Annotated in this window: 18 protein-coding genes and 2 pseudogenes (2 of these 20 only partly in view); 12 read left to right on the forward strand and 8 right to left on the reverse strand. The window is 67.6% G+C overall.

Features of this window, described 5'->3' with window-relative positions; all coding sequences use genetic code 11:
* Together A2X88_10600 and A2X88_10605 are read right to left on the reverse strand one after the other, a co-directional pair.
* Nucleotides 1-371, reverse strand: a pseudogene (locus tag A2X88_10600) (hypothetical protein) (it extends 76 nt beyond the left edge of the window).
* Nucleotides 372-604: 233 nt separating this feature from the next.
* The gene (locus A2X88_10605; GenBank protein ID OGP34076.1) at nt 605-1,240 is read right to left on the reverse strand and encodes a hypothetical protein; all 636 of its coding nucleotides are present in this window, start codon (nt 1,238-1,240) and stop codon (nt 605-607) included.
* 269 nt (nt 1,241-1,509) lie between these two features.
* On the opposite strand from A2X88_10605, the gene A2X88_10610 reads away from it, so the two are divergent.
* The 7 genes from A2X88_10610 (at nt 1,510) to A2X88_10640 (ending at nt 10,677) form a co-directional block, all read left to right on the forward strand.
* Complete coding sequence (locus A2X88_10610) at nt 1,510-1,800, forward strand: asparaginyl/glutamyl-tRNA amidotransferase subunit C (protein ID OGP34077.1); 291 nt, start codon at nt 1,510-1,512, stop codon at nt 1,798-1,800.
* 27 nt (nt 1,801-1,827) lie between these two features.
* Complete coding sequence (gene gatA / locus A2X88_10615) at nt 1,828-3,300, forward strand: aspartyl/glutamyl-tRNA amidotransferase subunit A (protein ID OGP34078.1); 1,473 nt, start codon at nt 1,828-1,830, stop codon at nt 3,298-3,300.
* 7 nt (nt 3,301-3,307) lie between these two features.
* Nucleotides 3,308-4,723 (forward strand): aspartyl/glutamyl-tRNA amidotransferase subunit B, encoded by a 1,416-nt coding sequence (locus A2X88_10620; GenBank protein ID OGP34079.1) that lies wholly within the window; start codon nt 3,308-3,310, stop codon nt 4,721-4,723.
* Nucleotides 4,724-4,836: 113 nt separating this feature from the next.
* Nucleotides 4,837-5,370 (forward strand): nicotinamidase, encoded by a 534-nt coding sequence (locus A2X88_10625; GenBank protein ID OGP34080.1) that lies wholly within the window; start codon nt 4,837-4,839, stop codon nt 5,368-5,370.
* A complete protein-coding gene (locus A2X88_10630; GenBank protein ID OGP34081.1) occupies nt 5,367-6,548 on the forward strand; it encodes a nicotinate phosphoribosyltransferase in 1,182 nt (393 codons plus the stop codon). Before A2X88_10625 ends, A2X88_10630 begins: the two co-directional genes overlap by 4 nt.
* Entirely contained in the window at nt 6,545-7,600 is a 1,056-nt protein-coding gene (mtnA, locus tag A2X88_10635) for an S-methyl-5-thioribose-1-phosphate isomerase (GenBank protein OGP34082.1), read from the forward strand. The genes A2X88_10630 and mtnA overlap by 4 nt, the downstream gene beginning before the upstream one ends.
* A complete protein-coding gene (locus A2X88_10640) occupies nt 7,597-10,677 on the forward strand; it encodes a hypothetical protein (protein OGP34083.1) in 3,081 nt (1,026 codons plus the stop codon). Before mtnA ends, A2X88_10640 begins: the two co-directional genes overlap by 4 nt.
* Here the strand turns inward: A2X88_10640 and A2X88_10645 are convergent.
* From A2X88_10645 to A2X88_10665, 5 genes are all read right to left on the reverse strand, one after another.
* Nucleotides 10,674-10,880, reverse strand: coding sequence for a hypothetical protein (locus tag A2X88_10645; protein OGP34084.1), 207 nt, complete (start codon nt 10,878-10,880; stop codon nt 10,674-10,676). The two genes, A2X88_10640 and A2X88_10645, sit on opposite strands and share 4 nt — an antisense overlap.
* A 109-nt stretch (nt 10,881-10,989) precedes the next feature.
* Nucleotides 10,990-12,585 carry a hypothetical protein gene (locus tag A2X88_10650; protein OGP34085.1) on the reverse strand — a complete coding sequence of 532 codons (1,596 nt, stop codon included), beginning with the start codon at nt 12,583-12,585 and terminating at the stop codon, nt 10,990-10,992.
* 16 nt (nt 12,586-12,601) lie between these two features.
* Complete coding sequence (locus tag A2X88_10655; GenBank protein ID OGP34112.1) at nt 12,602-13,246, reverse strand: 7-cyano-7-deazaguanine synthase QueC; 645 nt, start codon at nt 13,244-13,246, stop codon at nt 12,602-12,604.
* Between the two features lie 44 nt (nt 13,247-13,290).
* Nucleotides 13,291-13,911 carry a 7-carboxy-7-deazaguanine synthase gene (locus A2X88_10660; GenBank protein OGP34111.1) on the reverse strand — a complete coding sequence of 207 codons (621 nt, stop codon included), beginning with the start codon at nt 13,909-13,911 and terminating at the stop codon, nt 13,291-13,293.
* Between the two features lie 64 nt (nt 13,912-13,975).
* Entirely contained in the window at nt 13,976-14,893 is a 918-nt protein-coding gene (locus A2X88_10665) for a branched chain amino acid aminotransferase (GenBank protein OGP34086.1), read from the reverse strand.
* An 81-nt stretch (nt 14,894-14,974) separates the two neighbouring features.
* Between A2X88_10665 and A2X88_10670 the strand changes: the two genes are divergently transcribed.
* From A2X88_10670 to A2X88_10685, 4 genes are read left to right on the forward strand one after another with little or no spacing between them, the layout of a single operon-like run.
* Nucleotides 14,975-15,979, forward strand: a complete 1,005-nt coding sequence (locus tag A2X88_10670) for a hypothetical protein (protein ID OGP34087.1) — start codon at nt 14,975-14,977, stop codon at nt 15,977-15,979.
* Nucleotides 15,980-16,027: 48 nt separating this feature from the next.
* Nucleotides 16,028-16,300, forward strand: a complete 273-nt coding sequence (locus A2X88_10675) for a hypothetical protein (protein ID OGP34088.1) — start codon at nt 16,028-16,030, stop codon at nt 16,298-16,300.
* Between the two features lie 31 nt (nt 16,301-16,331).
* The gene (locus tag A2X88_10680) at nt 16,332-17,018 is read left to right on the forward strand and encodes a hypothetical protein (GenBank protein OGP34089.1); all 687 of its coding nucleotides are present in this window, start codon (nt 16,332-16,334) and stop codon (nt 17,016-17,018) included.
* Nucleotides 17,015-17,737 carry a hypothetical protein gene (locus A2X88_10685; protein ID OGP34090.1) on the forward strand — a complete coding sequence of 241 codons (723 nt, stop codon included), beginning with the start codon at nt 17,015-17,017 and terminating at the stop codon, nt 17,735-17,737. The genes A2X88_10680 and A2X88_10685 overlap by 4 nt, the downstream gene beginning before the upstream one ends.
* Here the strand turns inward: A2X88_10685 and A2X88_10690 are convergent.
* On the reverse strand, nt 17,685-18,851 hold the full coding sequence (locus A2X88_10690) for a hypothetical protein (GenBank protein ID OGP34091.1): 1,167 nt from the start codon (nt 18,849-18,851) through the stop codon (nt 17,685-17,687). The genes A2X88_10685 and A2X88_10690 overlap by 53 nt on opposite strands.
* Before the next feature lie 18 nt (nt 18,852-18,869).
* Between A2X88_10690 and A2X88_10695 the strand changes: the two are divergent.
* Nucleotides 18,870-19,023 (forward strand): annotated as a pseudogene (locus A2X88_10695) (hypothetical protein); it runs 1,413 nt beyond the window's last position.

A 19,023-nucleotide genomic window follows, 5' to 3' on the forward strand; every position in this document is an offset into this window, starting at 1 on the left:
CTCCTTTTCCCGCTCATCGAAGGGGGTATCGAATTCGAGGGCGTCGGTGAGGGCGGCCCGTTGTCCGCGACGGTAACCGCCGGGGTGTTCATGGCCCTGAAGAAGAGTTGCCCGAACGGGTTGAGGTCCACGACCATCCTCACGGTGGCCTTGGATGCCAGCCACTTCCGAAGGGAAGACGCCCACTCCTTGCCGAGGAAGGTGTCCTGCGTAACGATGCCCAGACGTCCCCCGGGCTTGAGAATCTGCAGCGCTCTTTCCAGGAACAGGCCGTAGACGTCGTACTTCCCGACCGCCGCGTGAGGATATTCCCGGCGGAATCTCTTCCCGGAGCGACCGGCGGATGATCTTTCCGATCGATGCGTTGTCATCCTTCATCGGTAGAGCCTTTCGAATTCCTCCCAAGTCAGACCTGCCAGCTTGATCAAGGCGAGAGCCAGTCCTTTCTTCAAAGGGCGACTCCCATGGACAGGGATGGAGAGGATATACGGATTCCCCTCTTTTCTGAGTTTGAAGTGCCTGCCTTTTCTGCCGAGATTCTCCCACCCCGCTCGTTCGAAGGCGCGGATGACCCGATCGGGCTTCAGGTCCGACGGAGAGACCACTACCCTGCTTTCGTACGGGCCGCGCCCTTGGCCATCACGGCGAGGTGACCCCGGATCGCATCATCCATCATCGCGAGGGTCTCCTCGATTGTCTCCCCCTGGGAGAGACAACCGGGAAGGTCGGGGCATTCCGCCCAATACCCCCCCTGCTCAAGATCGGGATGAAGAAGAACGGTGAATTTCTTTGTCCCCACCTGGACGGAGAAGGATTTCGTTCTTTCGATCTCCCGTATTTTGCCATGCAGATCCATCAGCAGTTGGCCGATCGCAATGGAGAAAACAAGCTGTCCTTCCTTCAAGGTGTCGAGCACTTCCTTCCGATTCGACGTGAGGACGAAAATCGTCTCCCCGTCCGTTAGAAATTTAAGCGATGCAAGCGGCCGCGCCAGCCCCTCCATGTTCCTTCTGAGGAATGCAATGCACTTTCTGATCTTCTGGAGGCTGATCCCTTTCTCCTTCAAGAAGGCGACGACGCGGAACTGTACGAGGTCGCTGAAATTGTAGAGTCGTCTCGTCCCTCTCCCGGAGGCCATGGCGATAGACGGCTTGATGATGTGCGTCCTGTCCCAGTAATCGATCTGACGCTGAGAGAGTCCCGTGAGGGCCGCAACGGTACGACTACCGTAACTTTCCATAGGATTGGTCTCCTCGCAGTTATGAATACATAGATGTGCTTATCATACGGACGCGGAGATTGCAACGCATCCGTCAACGGATGATTTCTCCGGGGTGCCGTGGTGCGATGGGTGTGTCCAGAGAGTTTGATGGAGAATCTCCATCGGATTTCCGACGCATCCTCATCCGGCCCCGGCGGGGGAGGCACCTTCATGGGTGTCCCTCTCGCGATGGAACTATGGTAGATTGAAAATCCTGTGATGGATCCGTGTGTACCGGAGGGTTTTCGTTGGCGATCACGCGGGAAGAGGTGCTGCACGTGGCCCGGCTGGCGCGGCTCTCCCTGTCTCCGGAGGAGGCGGGGAAGATGGAGGAGCAGCTTGGCAAAATCCTGGAGCATATCCGGCAGCTCGACCGGCTCGATACTGGCGACGTCGTCCCCACCTCCCACGCCGTGGAGATGGGCACCCCCTTCCGAGACGACTCCGTCCGTCCCTTCGGGGAGAAGGAACAGATCCTGAAGAACGCCCCCGACCGGGAAGGGGATTTCTTCCGCGTTCCGCGGATCCTCGAGGACTAGCCCGCGGAGAAGGGGTGCCGGCTGACGATGGGAACCGGTCCGGTGCATGAGTGGACGCTTCTGCGCGCCTCGCGGGCGGTCCGGGAGAAGGAGATCTCCTCCCGGGAGCTCACGAAGACGCTGCTCGACCGGATCGACCGGGTAAACCCGGTGATCAACGCCTACATCACCGTGCTCCGCGACGGGGCGATGCGGGAGGCGGCGGCCTGCGACGAGGAGCAGGCCCGCGGAATCCTGCGGGGGCCGCTGCACGGCGTGCCGGTCGCCCTCAAGGACATCTTCTGCACGAAGGGGATCCGCACCACCTGCGGCAGCCGGATCCTGCACGACTTCGACCCCCCCTACGACGCGACGGTGACGGAGAAGATCCGCTCCGCCGGCGCGGTGCTGCTGGGCAAGCAGAACATGGACGAGTTCGCCATGGGCTCCTCCACGGAGACCTCGTTCTTCGGGCCGGCCCGCAACCCGTGGGCGACCGACCGGATTCCGGGAGGATCCTCCGGGGGGACGGCGGCGGCGGTGGCCGCCGGGCTCTGCTTCGCCGGCGTGGGGACCGACACCGGGGGATCGATCCGGCAGCCGGCCTCCCTCTGCGGGGTCGTGGGGATGAAGCCGACCTACGGGCGGGTCTCCCGGTACGGGATGATCGCCTTCGCCTCCTCCCTCGACCAGGCGGGGCCGATCACCCGCTCCGTTCCCGACGCGGCCGCGCTGTTGGCCGTCATCGCGGGGCACGACCCGAGAGACTCCACGTCGGTCGACGCCACGGTGCCCGATCTTTACGCCGCGACGGGGAAAGAGGTCCGGGGGCTCAAGATCGGGCTCCCGCGGGAATATTTCCCGGCGGGGCTCGACCGGTCGGTCCGCTCCGCCGTGGAGAAGGCGATCGGGGCGCTTGCGGCTCTGGGCGCCGAGCCGGTGGAGATCTCCCTTCCCCACACCGAATCCGCGCTGGCGACCTACTACATCATCGCCCCGGCGGAGGCCTCCTCGAACCTTGCCCGCTACGACGGTGTCCGGTACGGGTACCGGGCGCAAGGGGCGAAGGGGCTGATCGAGATGATGTCCCGGACCCGGTCGGAGGGGTTCGGCGCGGAGGTCCAGCGACGGATCATGATCGGGACCTACGCCCTCTCGGCCGGCTACTACGAGGCCTATTACGGGAAGGCGCAGAAGGTCCGCACGCTGCTCCGGAGCGATTTCGCGGAGGCCTTCTCGAAGGTGGACCTGATCGCGACCCCCACCTCCCCGACCCCGGCCTTTCGGCTCGGGGAGAAGGTCGACGACCCGCTGACGATGTACCTCTCGGACATCTTCACGATCCCGTGCAACCTGGCCGGGATCCCCGGGATCTCGGTCCCCTGCGGGATCTCTCCGGAAGGGCTGCCGATCGGGGTCCAGCTGCTGGGCCGGCACTTCGACGAGGAGACGCTGTTGACCGCGGCCGCCGCGATCGAGCGGGAGATCCCGTTGCCGAGGGTGGCGCCGCTTCCGGGTTGAGGGAGAGATGGAATACGAAGTCGTGATCGGGCTGGAGGTTCACGCCCAGCTGTCCACCGGGAGCAAGCTCTTCTGCGCCTGCTCCACGGCGTTCGGGGCCCCCCCGAACGAGAACAGCTGCCCCGTCTGCACGGGGATGCCCGGAGTCCTCCCGGTCCTCAATCGGAAAGCGGTCGAGTTCGCGATCCGGACGGCGCTGGCCACCTCCTGCCGGGTGAACGGAAAGAGCGTCTTCGCCCGGAAAAACTATTTCTACCCGGATCTTCCGAAAGCCTACCAGATCTCCCAGTACGAGATGCCGCTGGCCGTGGGCGGCCACGTCGAGATCGGGACGGGCGGAACCGGCCAGCGGATCGGGATCACCCGGATCCACATGGAGGAGGACGCCGGCAAGCTGGTGCACGAGGGAGCCTTCGCGGGGGCCCAGTCCTCCCTGGCCGACCTCAATCGCTGCTCGGTCCCGCTGATGGAGATCGTCTCGGAGCCCGACCTCCGGACGCCGGAGGAGGCGGGGTCTTACCTGCGCCGTCTCCGGGAGATCCTCGTCTACCTCGAGGTCTGCGACGGGAACATGGAGGAGGGCTCCTTCCGGTGCGACGCGAACGTCTCCGTCCGCCCGAAGGGACAGGCTGCCTTCGGGACCAAGGTGGAGCTCAAGAACATGAACTCGTTCCGGCACGTGGAGAAGGCGCTCGAGTACGAGATCCGCCGCCAGGTCGGGCAGGCCGGGGACGGGGGGACGATCGTCCAGGAGACCCGCCTCTGGGACGCCGAGGCCGGAGTTACCCGTTCCATGCGGGGGAAGGAGGAGGCCCACGACTACCGGTACTTCCCCGACCCCGACCTTCTTCCGCTCGTCGTCGGGGAGGAGTGGGTGGAGGCGCTGCGCGGCACGATTCCCGAACTTCCCGCAGCGAAGATCCCGCGGCTCGCCACCCGCTACGGGATCCCCCGGTACGACGCGGAGCTGCTCGCCTCCGCGCGGCAGCTCGCCGACTTCTTCGAGGCCTCGGCCGCCCTCTTCGGCGGCAACCCCAAGGTAACCGCGAACGAGTGCATCCAGTGGAAGGATGCGATCCTCGAGGGGAAGCTCTCCCCCGAAACGATCGCCCACATCGTGGAGGACCGGGAGAGGGGGATCCTCTCCGCCACCGCCTCCAAGACGCTGGTGGAACTGGCGATGGAGACGGGGCAGCCGGTCCGGCGGATCCGGGACGAGAAGGGGCTCACCCAGCTTTCCGATACGGGGGCCCTCGAGGAGATCGTGGAGAAGGTGCTCGCGCAAAATCCCAAGGAGGTGGAGAGCTACCGGTCCGGCAAGGAGGGGCTTCTCTCCTTCTTCGTGGGACAGGTAATGAAGGAGACGCGGGGGAAGGCGAATCCGAGGATGGTGCAGGAGATCCTGAAGGCGAAGCTCGGGTAGGACCGGTGGTACAATCAGGGGGTGGATTGGCCGGGGGCCGCGCTCGGGATGGCCGGCGAAAAACAAAAAAAGACACCGTTCAGGGAGTTGTCCGCGAAGCAGAGGAAAAGGCGATGGCGAAGGACGACAGTGCGCTTCTCGTGATCGACATGCTCGAGGATTTTGTCCGGGCCGGGGCGCCGCTTGAGGTGCCGCAGACGCGCGGAATCCTGCCGGCGCTCCGCCGCAGGGTCCGGGGCGCCCGGAGGCGGGGGGAACTCGTGGTCTACCTGTGCGACGCCCACCGGAAGAACGACCCGGAGTTCGCGCGGATGGGGTGGCCCCCGCATGCCGTCTCCGGGACTCCGGGGGCCGCGGTGGTCGGGGAGCTCTCGCCGGAGCCGGGGGATGTCGTCGTGGAGAAGAAGAGCTACTCCGGCTTCCACCGGACCGGCCTGGCCGGCGTCCTTCGCCGGCACGGGATCCGCTCCCTCTCCCTGTCCGGCTGCGTCACGAACATCTGCATTCTCTACACCGCGGCCGACGCCGCGATGCGCGGGTACGGCGTCACCGTCGAGGAGCGGCTGGTGGCGGGACTGGACCGGAAGAGCCACGCCTTCGCCCTCGACCAGATGGAGAAGGTGCTCGGCGTCCGGGTGCTCCGTTGAACCCGATCCCCACCCCGGAGGAGATCCGCCGAGGGGAGACGACCGACGTCTACTTCCGGCGGACGATGGAGACCCTGCGCAAGGCGGGGCGGGAGAAGGTCCGCGTCCAGGCGGAAGGGCATGTGAAGCGGTTCCCCGCGGGGTACGGGTACGCGGTCCTGGCGGGGATGGACGAGATGCTTTCCCTGCTCGCGGGGCGTCGTGTGGATGTCCGCGCCATGCGGGAAGGGTCCCTCTTTTTCCCGGAGGAGCCGGTCTTTTCCATCGAGGGGCCGTACGGGGAGTTCTGCGAGATGGAGACCGCGCTCCTCGGGGTGCTCTGCCAGGCGTCGGGGATCGCCACCAAGGCCTCCCGGATCAAGCGGCTTGCGGGCGACCGGACGGTCCTGAGCTTCGGGGCGAGGCGGATGCACCCGGCGCTCTCGACCCTGATCGACCGGAACGCCTTCGTCGGCGGAGCGGACGGCGTCTCCGTCGTCCGGAGCGCGCGGTACCTGGGGGAGGAGCCGCAGGGGACGATGCCCCACGCGCTCGTTCTGGCGCTGGGCGACACGGTCCGGGCGATCCGCGCGTTCGACGAGGCGGTGGACCCGGAGGTCCCCCGCATCTGCCTGATCGACACGCTTCAGGACGAGAAGTTCGAGGCGATCCGGGTCGCGGAGGCGCTGGGGAAGAAGCTGGCCGGCGTGCGGCTCGACACCCCCTCTTCCCGCCGGGGCGACTTCCGCAGGATCCTCCGGGAGGTCCGGTGGGAGCTGGACCTGCGGGGACACTCCCATGTGCGGCTGCTGGTGTCCGGGGGGATCGGGGAGGAGGACGTCGAGGCGCTGCGGGATCTGGCCGACGGGTTCGGCGTCGGGACGAGCATCAGCAACGCCCACACCATCGACTTCGCGCTGGACATCGTCGAGGTGGAAGGGGCCCCCTTCGCCAAGCGGGGGAAGCTCTCCGGCGGAAAGCAGGTGGTCCGGTGCCCCGCCTGCCGGGGGGGAGCGCGGAAGGTCGTCCCCGCGCGGGCCGTCCCGGAGCGGTGCGGGTGCGGAGGGCCGCTGGAGGAGCTGCTGGCGCCGGCCCTGAGGGAGGGGACGCTGCTGGCCGCCCCCCTTCCCCCGCGGGAGCTTCGCAGCGGGGTCCTTGCGCAGGTGGCCCGATTCCACGGGGAGGCGGAGAGCGGATGAGCGTGCGGGGGAAGGAGGCGGGATCGACCGTCCGGCCGATCGAGTGGACGGGGGAGGAGCTGCTTTTGGTGAACCAGCGGGTGCTCCCGCTGCGCCTTTCGATGAGCCGGATCACGACGGCCACCGGGGCGGCCCACGCGATCCGGACGATGGTGGTCCGCGGCGCCCCGGCGATCGGGGTTACGGCCGCCTTCGGGCTGGTCCTGGCGGTGCGCGACGCGAACCGGAAGCGGCGCTCCTGGAGGGAGGCGTTCCGGTCCGCCGCGGAGGAGCTGGCCGGAACCCGCCCCACCGCGGTAAACCTCTTCTGGGCGATCGACCGGATGCGGCGGGCGGCGGAGAGCCTGCCGGACGAGCCGGAAGGGGCCGCCTATCACCTGGAGCGGGAGGCGGTCGCCATCTTCGACGAGGACATCGCCGCGAACCGGAAGCTGGGGGCGCGCGGCGCGAAGCTCCTCCGGTCAGGGGCGGTGCTCACCCACTGCAACGCCGGGGCGCTGGCGACCGCCGGCTACGGGACGGCGCTGGGGATCGTCCGGGCGGCCGTGGCCGCCGGGAAGAAGATCCATGTCTACGCGAGCGAGACCCGGCCGTTCCTGCAGGGGGCGAGGCTCACGGCATGGGAGCTGGCGCAGGACGACATCCCCTGCACCCTGGTCACGGAAGGGATGGTCGCACCGCTGCTGCGCACCGGAAAGATCCAGGCCGCGGTCGTCGGGGCGGACCGGGTCGCCGCGAACGGCGACGTGGCGAACAAGATCGGCACCTACGGGCTCGCCATCCTCTGCCGCGTCCACAAGGTCCCTTTCTATGTGGCCGCCCCCCGTTCCACGATCGACCCGTCCGTCCGCAGCGGAAAGGAGATCCCGATCGAGGAGCGCGACGGGAAGGAGGTGACCCACATTCTGGGCACCCGGATCACGCCCGAAGGCGTGCGGGTCTGGAACCCCTCCTTTGACGTCACGCCGGCGAAATATCTGTCCGCCATCGTCACGGAAAAGGGGGTCCTGACGGCCCCGTTCGGGGGGGCCATCCGGAAGCTGTCCCGGTGAGCCGGAAGCCGCCGCCGTCCCCCCTGGACCTCCTGGCGGAGCTCGGCGTTCCCGACCAGGCCCGCACGCTGGCGCTGCTCGAGGAGATCCGCGGAAGGGTCCCCTGGGGCGACCCCTTCTGGGATGCGGTCTTCGAGGGGGGGCGCGCCGCGCCCGATCCGTCCCTCTATTTCCTGAACCTCTCCAAGCTCTGCGATGCGCTCCCCGCCCGGGATCTCACGGGCGCCTTCGCCCTCCCGGGAAACGCTTCCGTCCTGGGGAGCCTGCTCGGGGGATCCGAATCGATCCCCGAGCGGATCGCCGGCCGCCACGAAATCTTCGTCGATCTCTTCCTGGAGGAGCGATTCCGGGACCGGCCGGTTCCGGAGACGCTCGCGGCCGAAGCCGAAGCCGCGGCGGACCGGTGCGGGACGGAGGAGGAGGTCAAGGCCGCCCTGCGGCAGATCCGGATCCGGGAGATCGCGGCGGTCGCCGCGCGCGACCTCTCCGGGATCGCCTCCCTCGAGGAGGTCACGGAGGATCTCTCCGCCCTGGCGGCCGCCTCGCTCTCCGGCGCCATCCGGTTCGTCCGGAGGCAGCTGGACGCGAGGTACGGGGCTCCCCGGATTCCGGGGGAGGGAGAGCCGCCCCGCGACTGCCGGTTCGTGGTGATGGGGATGGGGAAGCTGGGCGCCCACGAGCTCAACGTGAGCTCGGACATCGACCTGATCTATCTCTACGAGACCGACCGCGGGACGACGGAGGGGGGGGAGGAGGGAAAGCCGGTCGCCTTCCACCAGTACTTCGTCCGGCTCTGCGAGGGGATCACCCGGATCGTGTCGGAGGTCACCGGCGACGGGCTCCTCTTCCGGGTGGACCTGCGGCTGCGCCCCGACGGGTCGAAGGGGGAGCTGGCGAACTCCCTCCGCTCCGCGGAGATCTACTACGAGTCCTGGGGGCAGACCTGGGAGCGGGGGGCGATGATCAAGGCGCGGCCGGTGGCGGGGGACCTGTCGCTGGGGGAGGAGTTCCTCCGGACGATCGCCCCCTTCGTCTACCGGAAGTACCTCGACTTCACCTCCATCGAGGAGATCCAGGAGCTGAAGGGCCGGGTCGACCAGATGGCGGCGCGGAGCCGGGAGAAGGGGCTGGATGTCAAGCTCGGGCACGGCGGGATCCGGGAGATCGAGTTCTTCGTCCAGACGCACCAGCTGATCTACGGCGGGAAGGATCCGCGCCTGCGGCTGCGGGGCACCGTGGAGGCGCTGCGGGCGCTGGAGGGGGCAAAGATCGTGGCGCCGTCGGAGTGCGCGACGCTTTCCGAGGCCTACCGGTTCCTCCGGTCGCTCGAGCACCGGATCCAGTTTCACCAGGAGCGGCAGACCCACCTTCTCCCGGAGCGGGAGGAGGACCGGAAGCGCCTTGCCCGGGCGATGGGGTTCGAATCGTCCCGGGAGTTCCTCTCCGAGCTGGACCGGCACACCGGGGCGGTCCGCGTCCTCTACGACCGGCTCTTCCACCCGGGGGAGGAGAAGGCCGTTTCGGAGGTCTCCCCCGAGGTCGAATGGTTCTTGGACCTGGAAACGGAAGGGGAGGAGGTTCTCGCCCGGCTGCGGGAGACGGGATTTTCCGACCCGGAACGGGCGCGGGAGCACATCGCGGTCCTGCGGGACGGCCCCCCCTTCACCCGCATCTCCGCGCGGGGCCGCCGCTACCTCGGGAAGATCGCCCCCCTGATCCTGCAGCAGGTGATCCGGACGCCGGATCCGGACATGGCCCTGACCCACGTCGAGCGGTTCCTCTCGGCCGTGGGCGCCCGGACCATGTTCTACGCCCTCCTCTTCGAAAACCGGAAGGTGATCGACGTCCTCGTGCGGCTCTTCGGCCGAAGCCGCTTCCTCTCCGGGTACCTGCTCCGCCACCCGGAGATGCTCGACACCTTTCTCCGGAAGGACCTCTCCCCACTGGTCCGGTCGAAGTCGGAGCTGCGGAAGGAGCTGTGGGAGTCGCTTTCGGCCTGCCGGGACTTCGAGGAGGAGATGGACGAACTCCGGCGGTTCAAGAACGTGGAGACGCTTCGGATCGGGCTCCACGACCTGTCCGGGAACCTCTCCCCGGAGGAGGGGATGTTCCAGCTATCCGCGCTGGCGGAGGTGCTCCTCGCGAACGCCCTGACGCTCGCCCGCCGCGAGGCGGCGAGGAAATTCGGGCTCCCCATGACGCGGGAGGAAGGGGGCTCTCCCGCCGAGGCAAGGTTCTGCGTGATGGGGATGGGGAAGCTCGGCTCCGAGGAGCTGTCCTACCACAGCGACCTGGACATCATCTTCATCTACCTGGGGGCGGGGGAGACCGCCCCCGGCCCCGGCGCGCCGGCGGAGGGGTTCCGGAAGCTGACGAACCACGAGTTCTTCGCGAAGGTGGCGCAGCGGCTGATCTCGATCCTCTCCACCGTCACCCGGGAAGGGCATGTCTACAAGCTGGACACCCGGCTGCGCCCGTCGGGGAACGCGGGCCCCCTCGTCTCCTCCCTCGCCGCCTTCGAGCGGTACCACGAGGAGTCGGCCCAGCTGTGGGAGCGGCAGGCGCTGCTGAAATGCCGGTTCCTCGCGGGAGACAGGGACCTGGGGAGGCGGGTGGAGGAGCGGATCGACCGGTTCATCTACGGGAGGCCGCTGCCGGAAGCGGCCGCGGAGGAGATCCACCGGCTCCGGAAACGGATGGAGCTCGAAATCGGCAAGGAGCGGTCCGACCGGCTGGACCTGAAGGTGGGGCGGGGGGGGATCGTCGACGTGGAGTTCGCCGTCCAGTATCTCCAGCTGCTCCACGGGCCGCAACACCGCTCCGTCCGCGCCCGATCCACCCTGAAGGCGCTCTACGAGCTGCGGCTGTTGAAGGTCCTGCCCGAAGAGGAGTTCCGGATCCTGGACGAGGGGTACCGGTTTCTCCGCTCCCTCGAGGTCGGCCTTCGGCTGTCGCAGGACGCCTCGATCGAGCGGTTCGACCCCTCCTCGCTCGACCCGGAGACGAGGGACCGCTACCGGAACGTCACGGAACGGGTTCGGGGAGTCTACCTGCGGGTTCTGGGAGTGGCGGACTAGCCGATCTCGTCGTCGGGGAACTCGAAGATCGGGTGCCTCTTGATCCATTCCGACACGGCGATCGGGATGGCCGCGGGGGAGCCGGAATCGGAACGGACGTCCAGCATGGCGGAGCGCATCTCCATCAGCAGGTGGGTGTTGAACCCGCCGATCTCCTCCCAGCTGGGGGTCTGTCCCTTCTTGTTTTCGTAGAAGTAGGCCATACGCCTCCTCCCTTCATGATTAGAACGGACGAAGGGGGAAAAGGATTCATCGGGAAGTTGCTCTTCCCGGGTTTTTTGCAGATGAATCTAACGGGCGGGGGAGCGCATGTCAAAGGAAAATTCTTCCTGCGGCGGAGGAATAGGGTCCGGTGGGCAGTTGAATCCGGTTTTCCGGGTTCCGGGTCTCCCCGATCGAGGTGACCCGGATCCCCGCGAGGTCCACGACCGGGCACTTGTACTCGCAGACGCCGCAGCCGATGCAGAGTTCCTGGACCACGACCGGGACCATCACCGGCTTTCCCCCCTTCCCCGGGCGGTTCTCGAAGACGATCGCCTTCTTCGGGGTGGGGCAGAACTCCTCGCAGACGATGCAGGGGGTTCCCTGGGCGAAGGGGATGCAACGGGAGGGGTCGACGAAGGCCAGGCCGATGACGACCTTCTGCTTCTCCGGGACGGAGAGTTTCCGGATCGCCTCGGAGGGACAGACCTGCCCGCAGAGGGTGCAGTTGTACTCGCAGTAGCCGATCCGGGAGACGAGCAGCGGAGTCCAGATCCCCTCGATCCCCGCGGTCAGCAGCGTGGGCTGCAACCCCCCGGTGATGCAGACCTTCATGCACTCCCCGCACCGGATGCACCGCGAGAGAAAATCGGCCTCCGGCCGGGAGCCGGGCGGGCGGACCAGCAGCGGGGAGGGTCTCGCCGCCGCGGGGGAGGTCTTCATGACGCAGGCGGCGGCCGCCCCGACGGAGAGCCCGGTCAGCACCGACCGCCGGTTCAGGTCGATCCGGTCGTTCGTTCCGCGGGCGCGGGAGAACTTCCATTCCAGCGCCCCCTCCGGGCAGGCGGCGGTGCAGTTGCAGCAGGTCACGCACTCCGACGGGGACCAGTTCCGCTCCGTGTGCGGATTCGAGCCGCCCGCGCAGACGTCCCGGCAGAGCATGCAATGGGCGCACTTGTCGTTCCTCGAAAGCCGCAGAAGCGACAACCGCGACAGGATTCCGAGCAGCCCGCCCAGCGGGCAGACGAACCGGCAGAAGAAGCGCGTCCGGAGACGGTTCAGCGCCAGCAGCAGCAGGAAGAGGGAAAAGAAGAGCAGCGCTTGATCGAACCGCGCCGGGAAAAACGAAAGGAAATGGGCCCGCAGGAAGGTGTAGGCCCCGTCGAAGAGATCCGAGACGGGACGGTAGGGGATCCGGTACCCCCAGTCGAGGAACAGGCGCAGCAGGTGGTCGACCCCGGGCATCACCGACAGCGACAGGGAGCGGATCAGCAGGGAGATCGGGTCCAGCAGCCCCGCCGCCTGGATCCCGAAGAGCGACGACCCGACGAAAAAGAGGAAGACGGCGAACTTCCAGCGGCTTCCCGCGGTCTTGACCCCCCGCTCGGGGACCTGCCCGCGACGGTGGTAGCTGACCGCGTGGTGGAGCGTCCCGAAGGGGCAGACCCACCCGCAGAAAGCCCGGCCGAAGAGCAGCGTGACCGGGAGAAAGAGCAGCGCCAGGAAAAGGGCGGGGGGAAGCGAGTGCGCGGAGACCAGCGACGTCAGAAAGACGAGGAGGTCGGCGTCCAGGAAGATCTTCACCGGGTAGGCCAGCTCGTTCTTCCCGTCGTAGTCGGTCTTCACGAGCAGGACGAAGAAGAGGAGGAGGAAGGCCCCCTGGGAGAGCCTCCGGAGCAGCCGCTTTATGTCGGGACGGGCTCGCAAAGATGCTCCGGGCAGGTCAGGTGGACCGCCGCTCCTCGTATTCGAGCGGGTCGGGGACCCCCGCTTCCGTGAAGGCGCGCAGGCGCAGGGCGCAGGAGTCGCAGCGCCCGCAGGCCTTTTCCCCGTCGCGGTAGCAGGACCAGGAGCGCTCGAAGGGAACCCCGAGCGATTTCCCCATCAGGACCAGGTCTTTTTTCTTCAGGTTCAGGAAGGGGGCCCGGACCGTGATGTTGCTGCCGTCTCCGGTCCCCAGCCGGATCGCCTCGTTCATCGCGTCGTAGAAGGCGGGCCTGCAGTCGGGGTATCCGGAGGAGTCGGCCCAGACCGCGCCGATGTAGACGCAGGTCGCGCCGATCACCTCGGCCCACGAGACCGCGATCGCCAGGAAGTGGGCGTTCCGGAAGGGGACGTAGGTGGCCGGTATCCCGCGCCGCGCGAGGTCCGCCTCGGGGACCTCGATCGAGGGGTCGGTGAGCGCGCTGCCCCCGATCGACCTCAGGTATCCGATGTCGACCACCTTCCGCTCCCGGACCTTCAGGTGGTCGGCGATCGCGTGGAAGCAGGAAAGCTCGCGTCGCTCCGTCCGTTGCCCGTAGCTCACATGGAGCAGCGCGATCTCCGACTCGCGGGTCGCGAAGGCGGCCAGCACGAGGCTGTCCATCCCCCCGCTCGCGAGCACGATCCCCTTCGGCAGCACGGGAGCGGTCACACCCCCCTCCGGTCGGGACCCCACACCAGCTTGTGCAGCTGCAGCTGGAACCGGGCGTCGAGACGGTCCCCCACCATCCATCCGGCCAGCCGCTCGGGGGGCAAACGTCCCGAGGCCGGGGAGAACAGGACGCCGAATTTCCTCTCCCGGCCGTGCGTTGCAAGGACTTCCAGGGCATACCGGTAGTCCTCCTCGGAGGAGAGGACGAACTTGACCTCGTCCCGCGGGGAGAGGTGGGAGAAGTTCTCCCAGGCCGTCTTTCCCGACTCCCCGGAGCCGGGACACTTGACGTCCATGATCTTGACCGCCCGGGGATCCAGGCCCGACAGCGGCACGGTCCCGTTCGTCTCGACGAGGACCAGGTTTCCCCGGTCGATGAGGGTGGATACCAGGGAAAAGGCCTCCGGTTGCAGCAGCGGCTCGCCGCCGGTCACCGTGACGCGGGGGATCCCGAAGAGGGCAAGCTTCGAAACGACCTCCTCCAACGGGAATTCCTTCCCATCTTCATAGGCATAGGCGGTGTCGCAGTACCGGCAGCGGAGGTTGCAGCCGGAGAGTCGGACGAAGGAGAAGGGGAGACCCGCGTAGGAGGTCTCCCCCTGGATGCTGGCGAACATCTCGGAGACGCGAAGCACCGGATCATTGTAGCACGGGGCTTTGCGCCCCCCGGGCGATTTAGGGCTACAGCACGTCGAGCCAGCTGGAGAAGAACTTGTCCTTCCCCCGGACGATGTCGAAGAAGGCGTCCTGGATCCGCTTCGTCACCGGCCCCGGTTTCCCGGGTCCCACCTTCCGGTCGTCGACCTCCCGGACCGGGGTGATCTCCGCGGCGGTCCCGGTGAAGAACATCTCGTCGGCGATGTACATCTCGTCGCGGGTGAAGCGGGACTCCTTCACCGGGATGTCGAGCTTGCGGGCGATGGTGAGCACCGCGTCGCGCGTGATCCCGGGCAGGATGGAGGTGAGCGGCGTGGTGATCAGCACCCCGTTGCGCACGATGAAGATGTTCTCCCCCGACCCTTCCGCGACATACCCTTCCGTGTCGAGCAGCACCGCCTCGTCGTACCCCGCCTTCTTGACCTCCCACTTCGCCAGCACGGAGTTGACGTAGTAGCCGCAGATCTTCCCCTTGCTCATCGCCGCGTTCACATGGTGCCGGTTGAAGGAGGAGACCTTCGCCCGGATCCCTTTCCTGAGCCCCTCCTCCCCGAGGTAGGCGCCCCAGCTCCACACGGCGATCGCCACGCGGACCGGGTTGGTGCGGACGAAGAGCCCCATCTCCCCCTCCCCGATGAAGACGATCGGGCGGATATACCCCTCCGTGAGCTGGTTCGTCACGAGCGTCTTGCGGATCGCGTCCCGGATCTGCTCGGGAGTGAACGGAATCTCCAGCAGGACGATGTGGGCCGAGGCGAAGAGCCGGTCGACATGCTCCCGAAGGCGGAAGATGGCCGATTTGCCGTTCGCGGTCTTGTAGCAGCGGATCCCCTCGAAGACCCCGACGCCGTAGTGCAGGGTGTGCGCCAGCACGTGGACCTGCGCGGCATCCCAGTCGACGAACTTCCCATCCATCCAGATTTTCTTGGTTTTCGGGACCACGGCCGCCCTCTCCTCCGAAAAAGATGTGCTATTCTCGCAGAGATAACGAAAGGGTGTCAATCGGGAGGAGACCGCAAGGCCATGGGCGATCCGCGCCGCAAGGAGGAGATGGACCGGAAACGGATCGGCACCGCCCGCTTCTCCGTCGCAAGCGCGGTCGCCCTCGCGGCGTCCAAGCTGGTCGTCGGATTCCTGAGCGGGTCGCTCGGGGTCCTCGCCTCCGCCTTCGACAACCTGGCCGACATCCTGATGTCGGGCGTGAACTACGTCTCCATCAAGAAGTCGATGGAGCCGGCCGATACTTCCCACCCGTACGGCCACGGGAAGGTGGAGACGCTGGGGACCGCCTTCATGTCGATCGTCATCGCCCTGACGGGCGGATGGATCGTCTGGGAGGGGGTCCGCCGCCTGCAGGCGGGGATCGTCCCCCGCTCGGTGGACATCGGGCTCGTCGTCATGGCGCTGTCGGTCGCCGCCTCCTGGTTCATCTCCGAGCGGATCCGGAAGGCGGGGGAGGAGACCGGCTCCTCGGCCCTTACGGCCGACTCCCTCCACTTCCGGACCGACGTCTGGTCCGGGGGAGGGATCCTGCTCTCCCTGGTTCTCTACCGGATCACCGGCTGGAGATGGCTCGACCCGGGGGTCGCGCTGGCCGTGGGGATCTATATCGTTTCCGCCGCCCTCCCCGTGTTCCGCGAGGCGGTGGACGATTTGGCGGACCGCAGTCTCCCCCCCGAAACGGTGGAGAGGATCCGGGATGTGATCGAGAGCCATCGGCCGCTCGTGGTCGACTACCATGCCCTCCGCACCCGGCGCTCCGGCCCGGAAAAACAGGTGGATTTCCATGTGGTTATCTGCCGGAAGTACCTGCTCGAGGATGCCCACCGGCTGGCCGACCACCTGGAGAAGGAGGTTTCCCGGACGCTCGGGGGCGCCCACGTGGTGAGCCATATCGACCCCTGCGACACCGAGTGCCCCGGGAAGGAGAAGTGCGAGCGGATCCTGCAGGAGGTCCGGATGCTGGGGGGGGAGGGACCGGAACGGAAGGAGGCGGGCCGGGAGGCCCCGGCAGGGCATCCCTTGTAAAAAATCTTGAAACCGCCCCGGGGCTGCATTACTCTTCCAGTGATGAGAATGGTGCTGGTTCTTCTGGTCGTCGTCATGGGGATCGTGGCTGCGTTCGCGATCCAGAACCCGGGGATCGTCACCCTCCAGTTCTTCCACCTTTCGGCGAACACCTCGGTCCTGGTGGTCATCATCGCGGCTTTCGGGGCGGGGGTCCTGGTGGGATTCCTCCCGGGGATTCCGACCTCCTTTCGCCGGAAGCGGCGGATCCGGGAGCTGGAATCGGCCCTTGCCGCCCAGCAGCAGAAGAGCAGCGCCTCACCCCCGACGGCTTCGTCTTGACCCGGCGCCTCGAGGCGGGGCAGGGGGGCGGTTGAAGGCGGACAGGCTCCTCGAGATCTCCCGGCGCCTCGACGAACGGTTCGGCCGCCCGGACCGTTGCGCCCACGAGACCGACCCGGTCCGCAACCTGATCCTGACCATCCTCTCGCAGAACACCACCGACAGGAACCGGGACCGGGCCTTTGCCTCCCTGATGGAGCGGTTTCCCACGCTTCCCCGGCTGGCGGCGGCTGCGCCCGCGGCGGTGGAGGAGGCGATCCGGGTCGGGGGGCTCGCGAGGACGAAGGCAAGCTCGATTCTTTCCGCCCTCTCCCGGATGAAGCGGGAGCGGGGCGCCCACACCCTGGAGCACCTTCGGGAGATGCCGCTTGCCGAGGCCCGCGCATACCTCACCTCCTTCCCCGGGGTCGGGGTGAAGACGGCGAACGTCCAGCTCCTGTTCTCCTTCGGCAAGGAGGCCTTCCCCGTGGACACCCACATCCTGCGGGTGACCAAGCGGCTCGGGCTGGTCCCCGCGACCGCCGATCTGGCCAAGGCCGCGCTGCTGCTGGAGCCGCACGTGCCCCCGGGGGAGCATATGCCGCTCCATCTGAACCTGATCCGGCTCGGCCGCGAGATCTGCCGGCCGGGGAGACCGCTCCACGCGGAGTGCCCGCTGCTGCCGGTCTGCCCGGAAGGGGCGCGGGAGATGCGCGCGAAGAACCGGGCGGCGCGATGACGGCCGTCAACGCCCTGCAGCTGCTCTTTCTCGGCCTGCTGACGCTGGTGATGGGCGTTCCGGCGACCCTGCTGGCGCTGCTGCTGCCGGGGAAGGGGCGCAAGGGGAAACTCTTCCTCTGGGTTTCGAAAACCTACTCCCGGATCTTGCTGGCCGTCTTCGGGATCCGGGTGGTCGGGCGCGGGCTGGGGAACGTCGATCCCGGGAAACGGTATGTCTTCATGTCCAACCATGTCAGCCACGCCGACTCCCCGGCGCTGGCGCTGGTCATCTCCCATCCGCTCCACTGGGTGTTCAAGAAGGAGCTGGCGAGGATCCCGGTCTTCGGACAGGTCCTGCTCTCCGGGGGACAGATCATGGTCGACCGCTCCTCCCCGGAGAAGGCGAGGGCGGCGCTGGCGGAGGCGCTCTCCGGCCTCTCCGGGAGCAACTCGGTGATGATCTACCCGGAGGGGACCCGCAGCCGCGACGGGAACCTGCAGCCGTTCAAGAGGGGGGGGTTCTGGATGGCGCTGGAGGCGGGCCTGCCGATCGTCCCGGTCAAGGTCTCCGGGTCGCGCGACGTGGTGGCGGCCGACACCCTGCGGATCCGCCCCGGCACGATCACGGTCGAGATCCTCCCCCCGGTCGAGACGGCGGGAAAGACCGCCGCCGACATCCCGGACCTCATGGAGCAGGTCCGCGCGGCGATGCTCTCCGGAACGACGGATCCTGGGTGAAGAAGAAGAGCGCCCCCGACGCGGTGAAGGCCGCCGCCGAGGAGAACATGACCGTGTAGCCCAGGTGCTCCGCCACGAACCCGAAGGCCGCCGCTCCCACCACCAGCCCCATGTCGAACGCCCCGGTGAACATCGCCATCGCCATCCCCCCCCGCTCCGACCCGGCCCGGTCGAGGATCAGCGCGGAGAGGGAGGGGAACAGAAAGCCGTGCCCCACCCCGGTCACCAGCGCCACCAGCGAGATCCCGCCGTGCCCCCCGGCGAAGGGGATCGCGAGGATTCCCGCCGCGAGCAGCAGGAGCGAGACCAGGGATATCCGCTCCCGCGGCATCCGGTCGGAGAGCTTCCTCCCCAGCGTCCGGGTCGCGATCACGCTGAGCGCGTAGATCATCACGAAGACGCCGATCGAGGAGATCCTTCGGATCTCCAGGAAGACCGGGAGGAAGGTGAAGATCGAGCCGAACGCCGTGCCGAAGAGGAAAGCGGCGCTGTTCGGGATGAAGTAGGACCGGGAGAGGAATTCGAGCAGGGCCGACGGGGTAAGCTTGGCGCTGCGGCGCGGCTCCCGCATCATCACCGGCAGCATCCCGGCGAGGAAGGCGATCACCGCGGCGGAGAGGAACAGCCCCTGGAACCCGGTCCGCCCGATCATCCACTCCCCGATCCATCCCCCCAGGGCGGTGGGGATGAAGAACGACAGCCCGAAGACCCCCAGCACCTCCCCGCGCCGGTCCGGCGGCGCCACGGCGGCGATGTAGGCGTACGAGGCGGTGGCGAAGAAGGAGTAGGCCGCCCCCTGGAAGATCCGGATGGCGAAGAGGTGCGCCCCCCGCTCGGTCACGAAGATCCACGGGATCGTGGCCGCGGAGGCGAGCAGCGCCCCCGTCACGAGGAAGGCGATCCGCCCCCCCCGGTCCACGAAGAGCCCGTTCACCGGCTTGAGCGAAACCGACACCAGCGTCCCCGTCGCCATGAGCAGGCCGATCTCCCCCTCCCGGATCTCCAGCCGGTAGAGGAAGGCGGGGAGGAAGATGAACATCGTGGCGTAGAGGGAATAGAGGAAATTCGAGCCGTTCAGGAGGAAGTAGTCCCGGTCGTAGATCGAGTGCGGCATACAGGGTACTATACCCGAATGAGCCCGCGTCGGATCGCCCTGGCGCAGATCAACACCACCGTGGGGGATATCCGGGGGAACGCCCGGAAGATCCTCGAGTACGCGGAGCGTGCCCGGGAGGCGGGCGCCTCCCTCGTGCTCTTCCCGGAGCTGGCGGTCACCGGATACCCGC

Source organism: Deltaproteobacteria bacterium GWC2_65_14 (assembly GCA_001797615.1).
Classification (GTDB): Bacteria; Desulfobacterota; Deferrimicrobia; order Deferrimicrobiales; family Deferrimicrobiaceae; genus GWC2-65-14.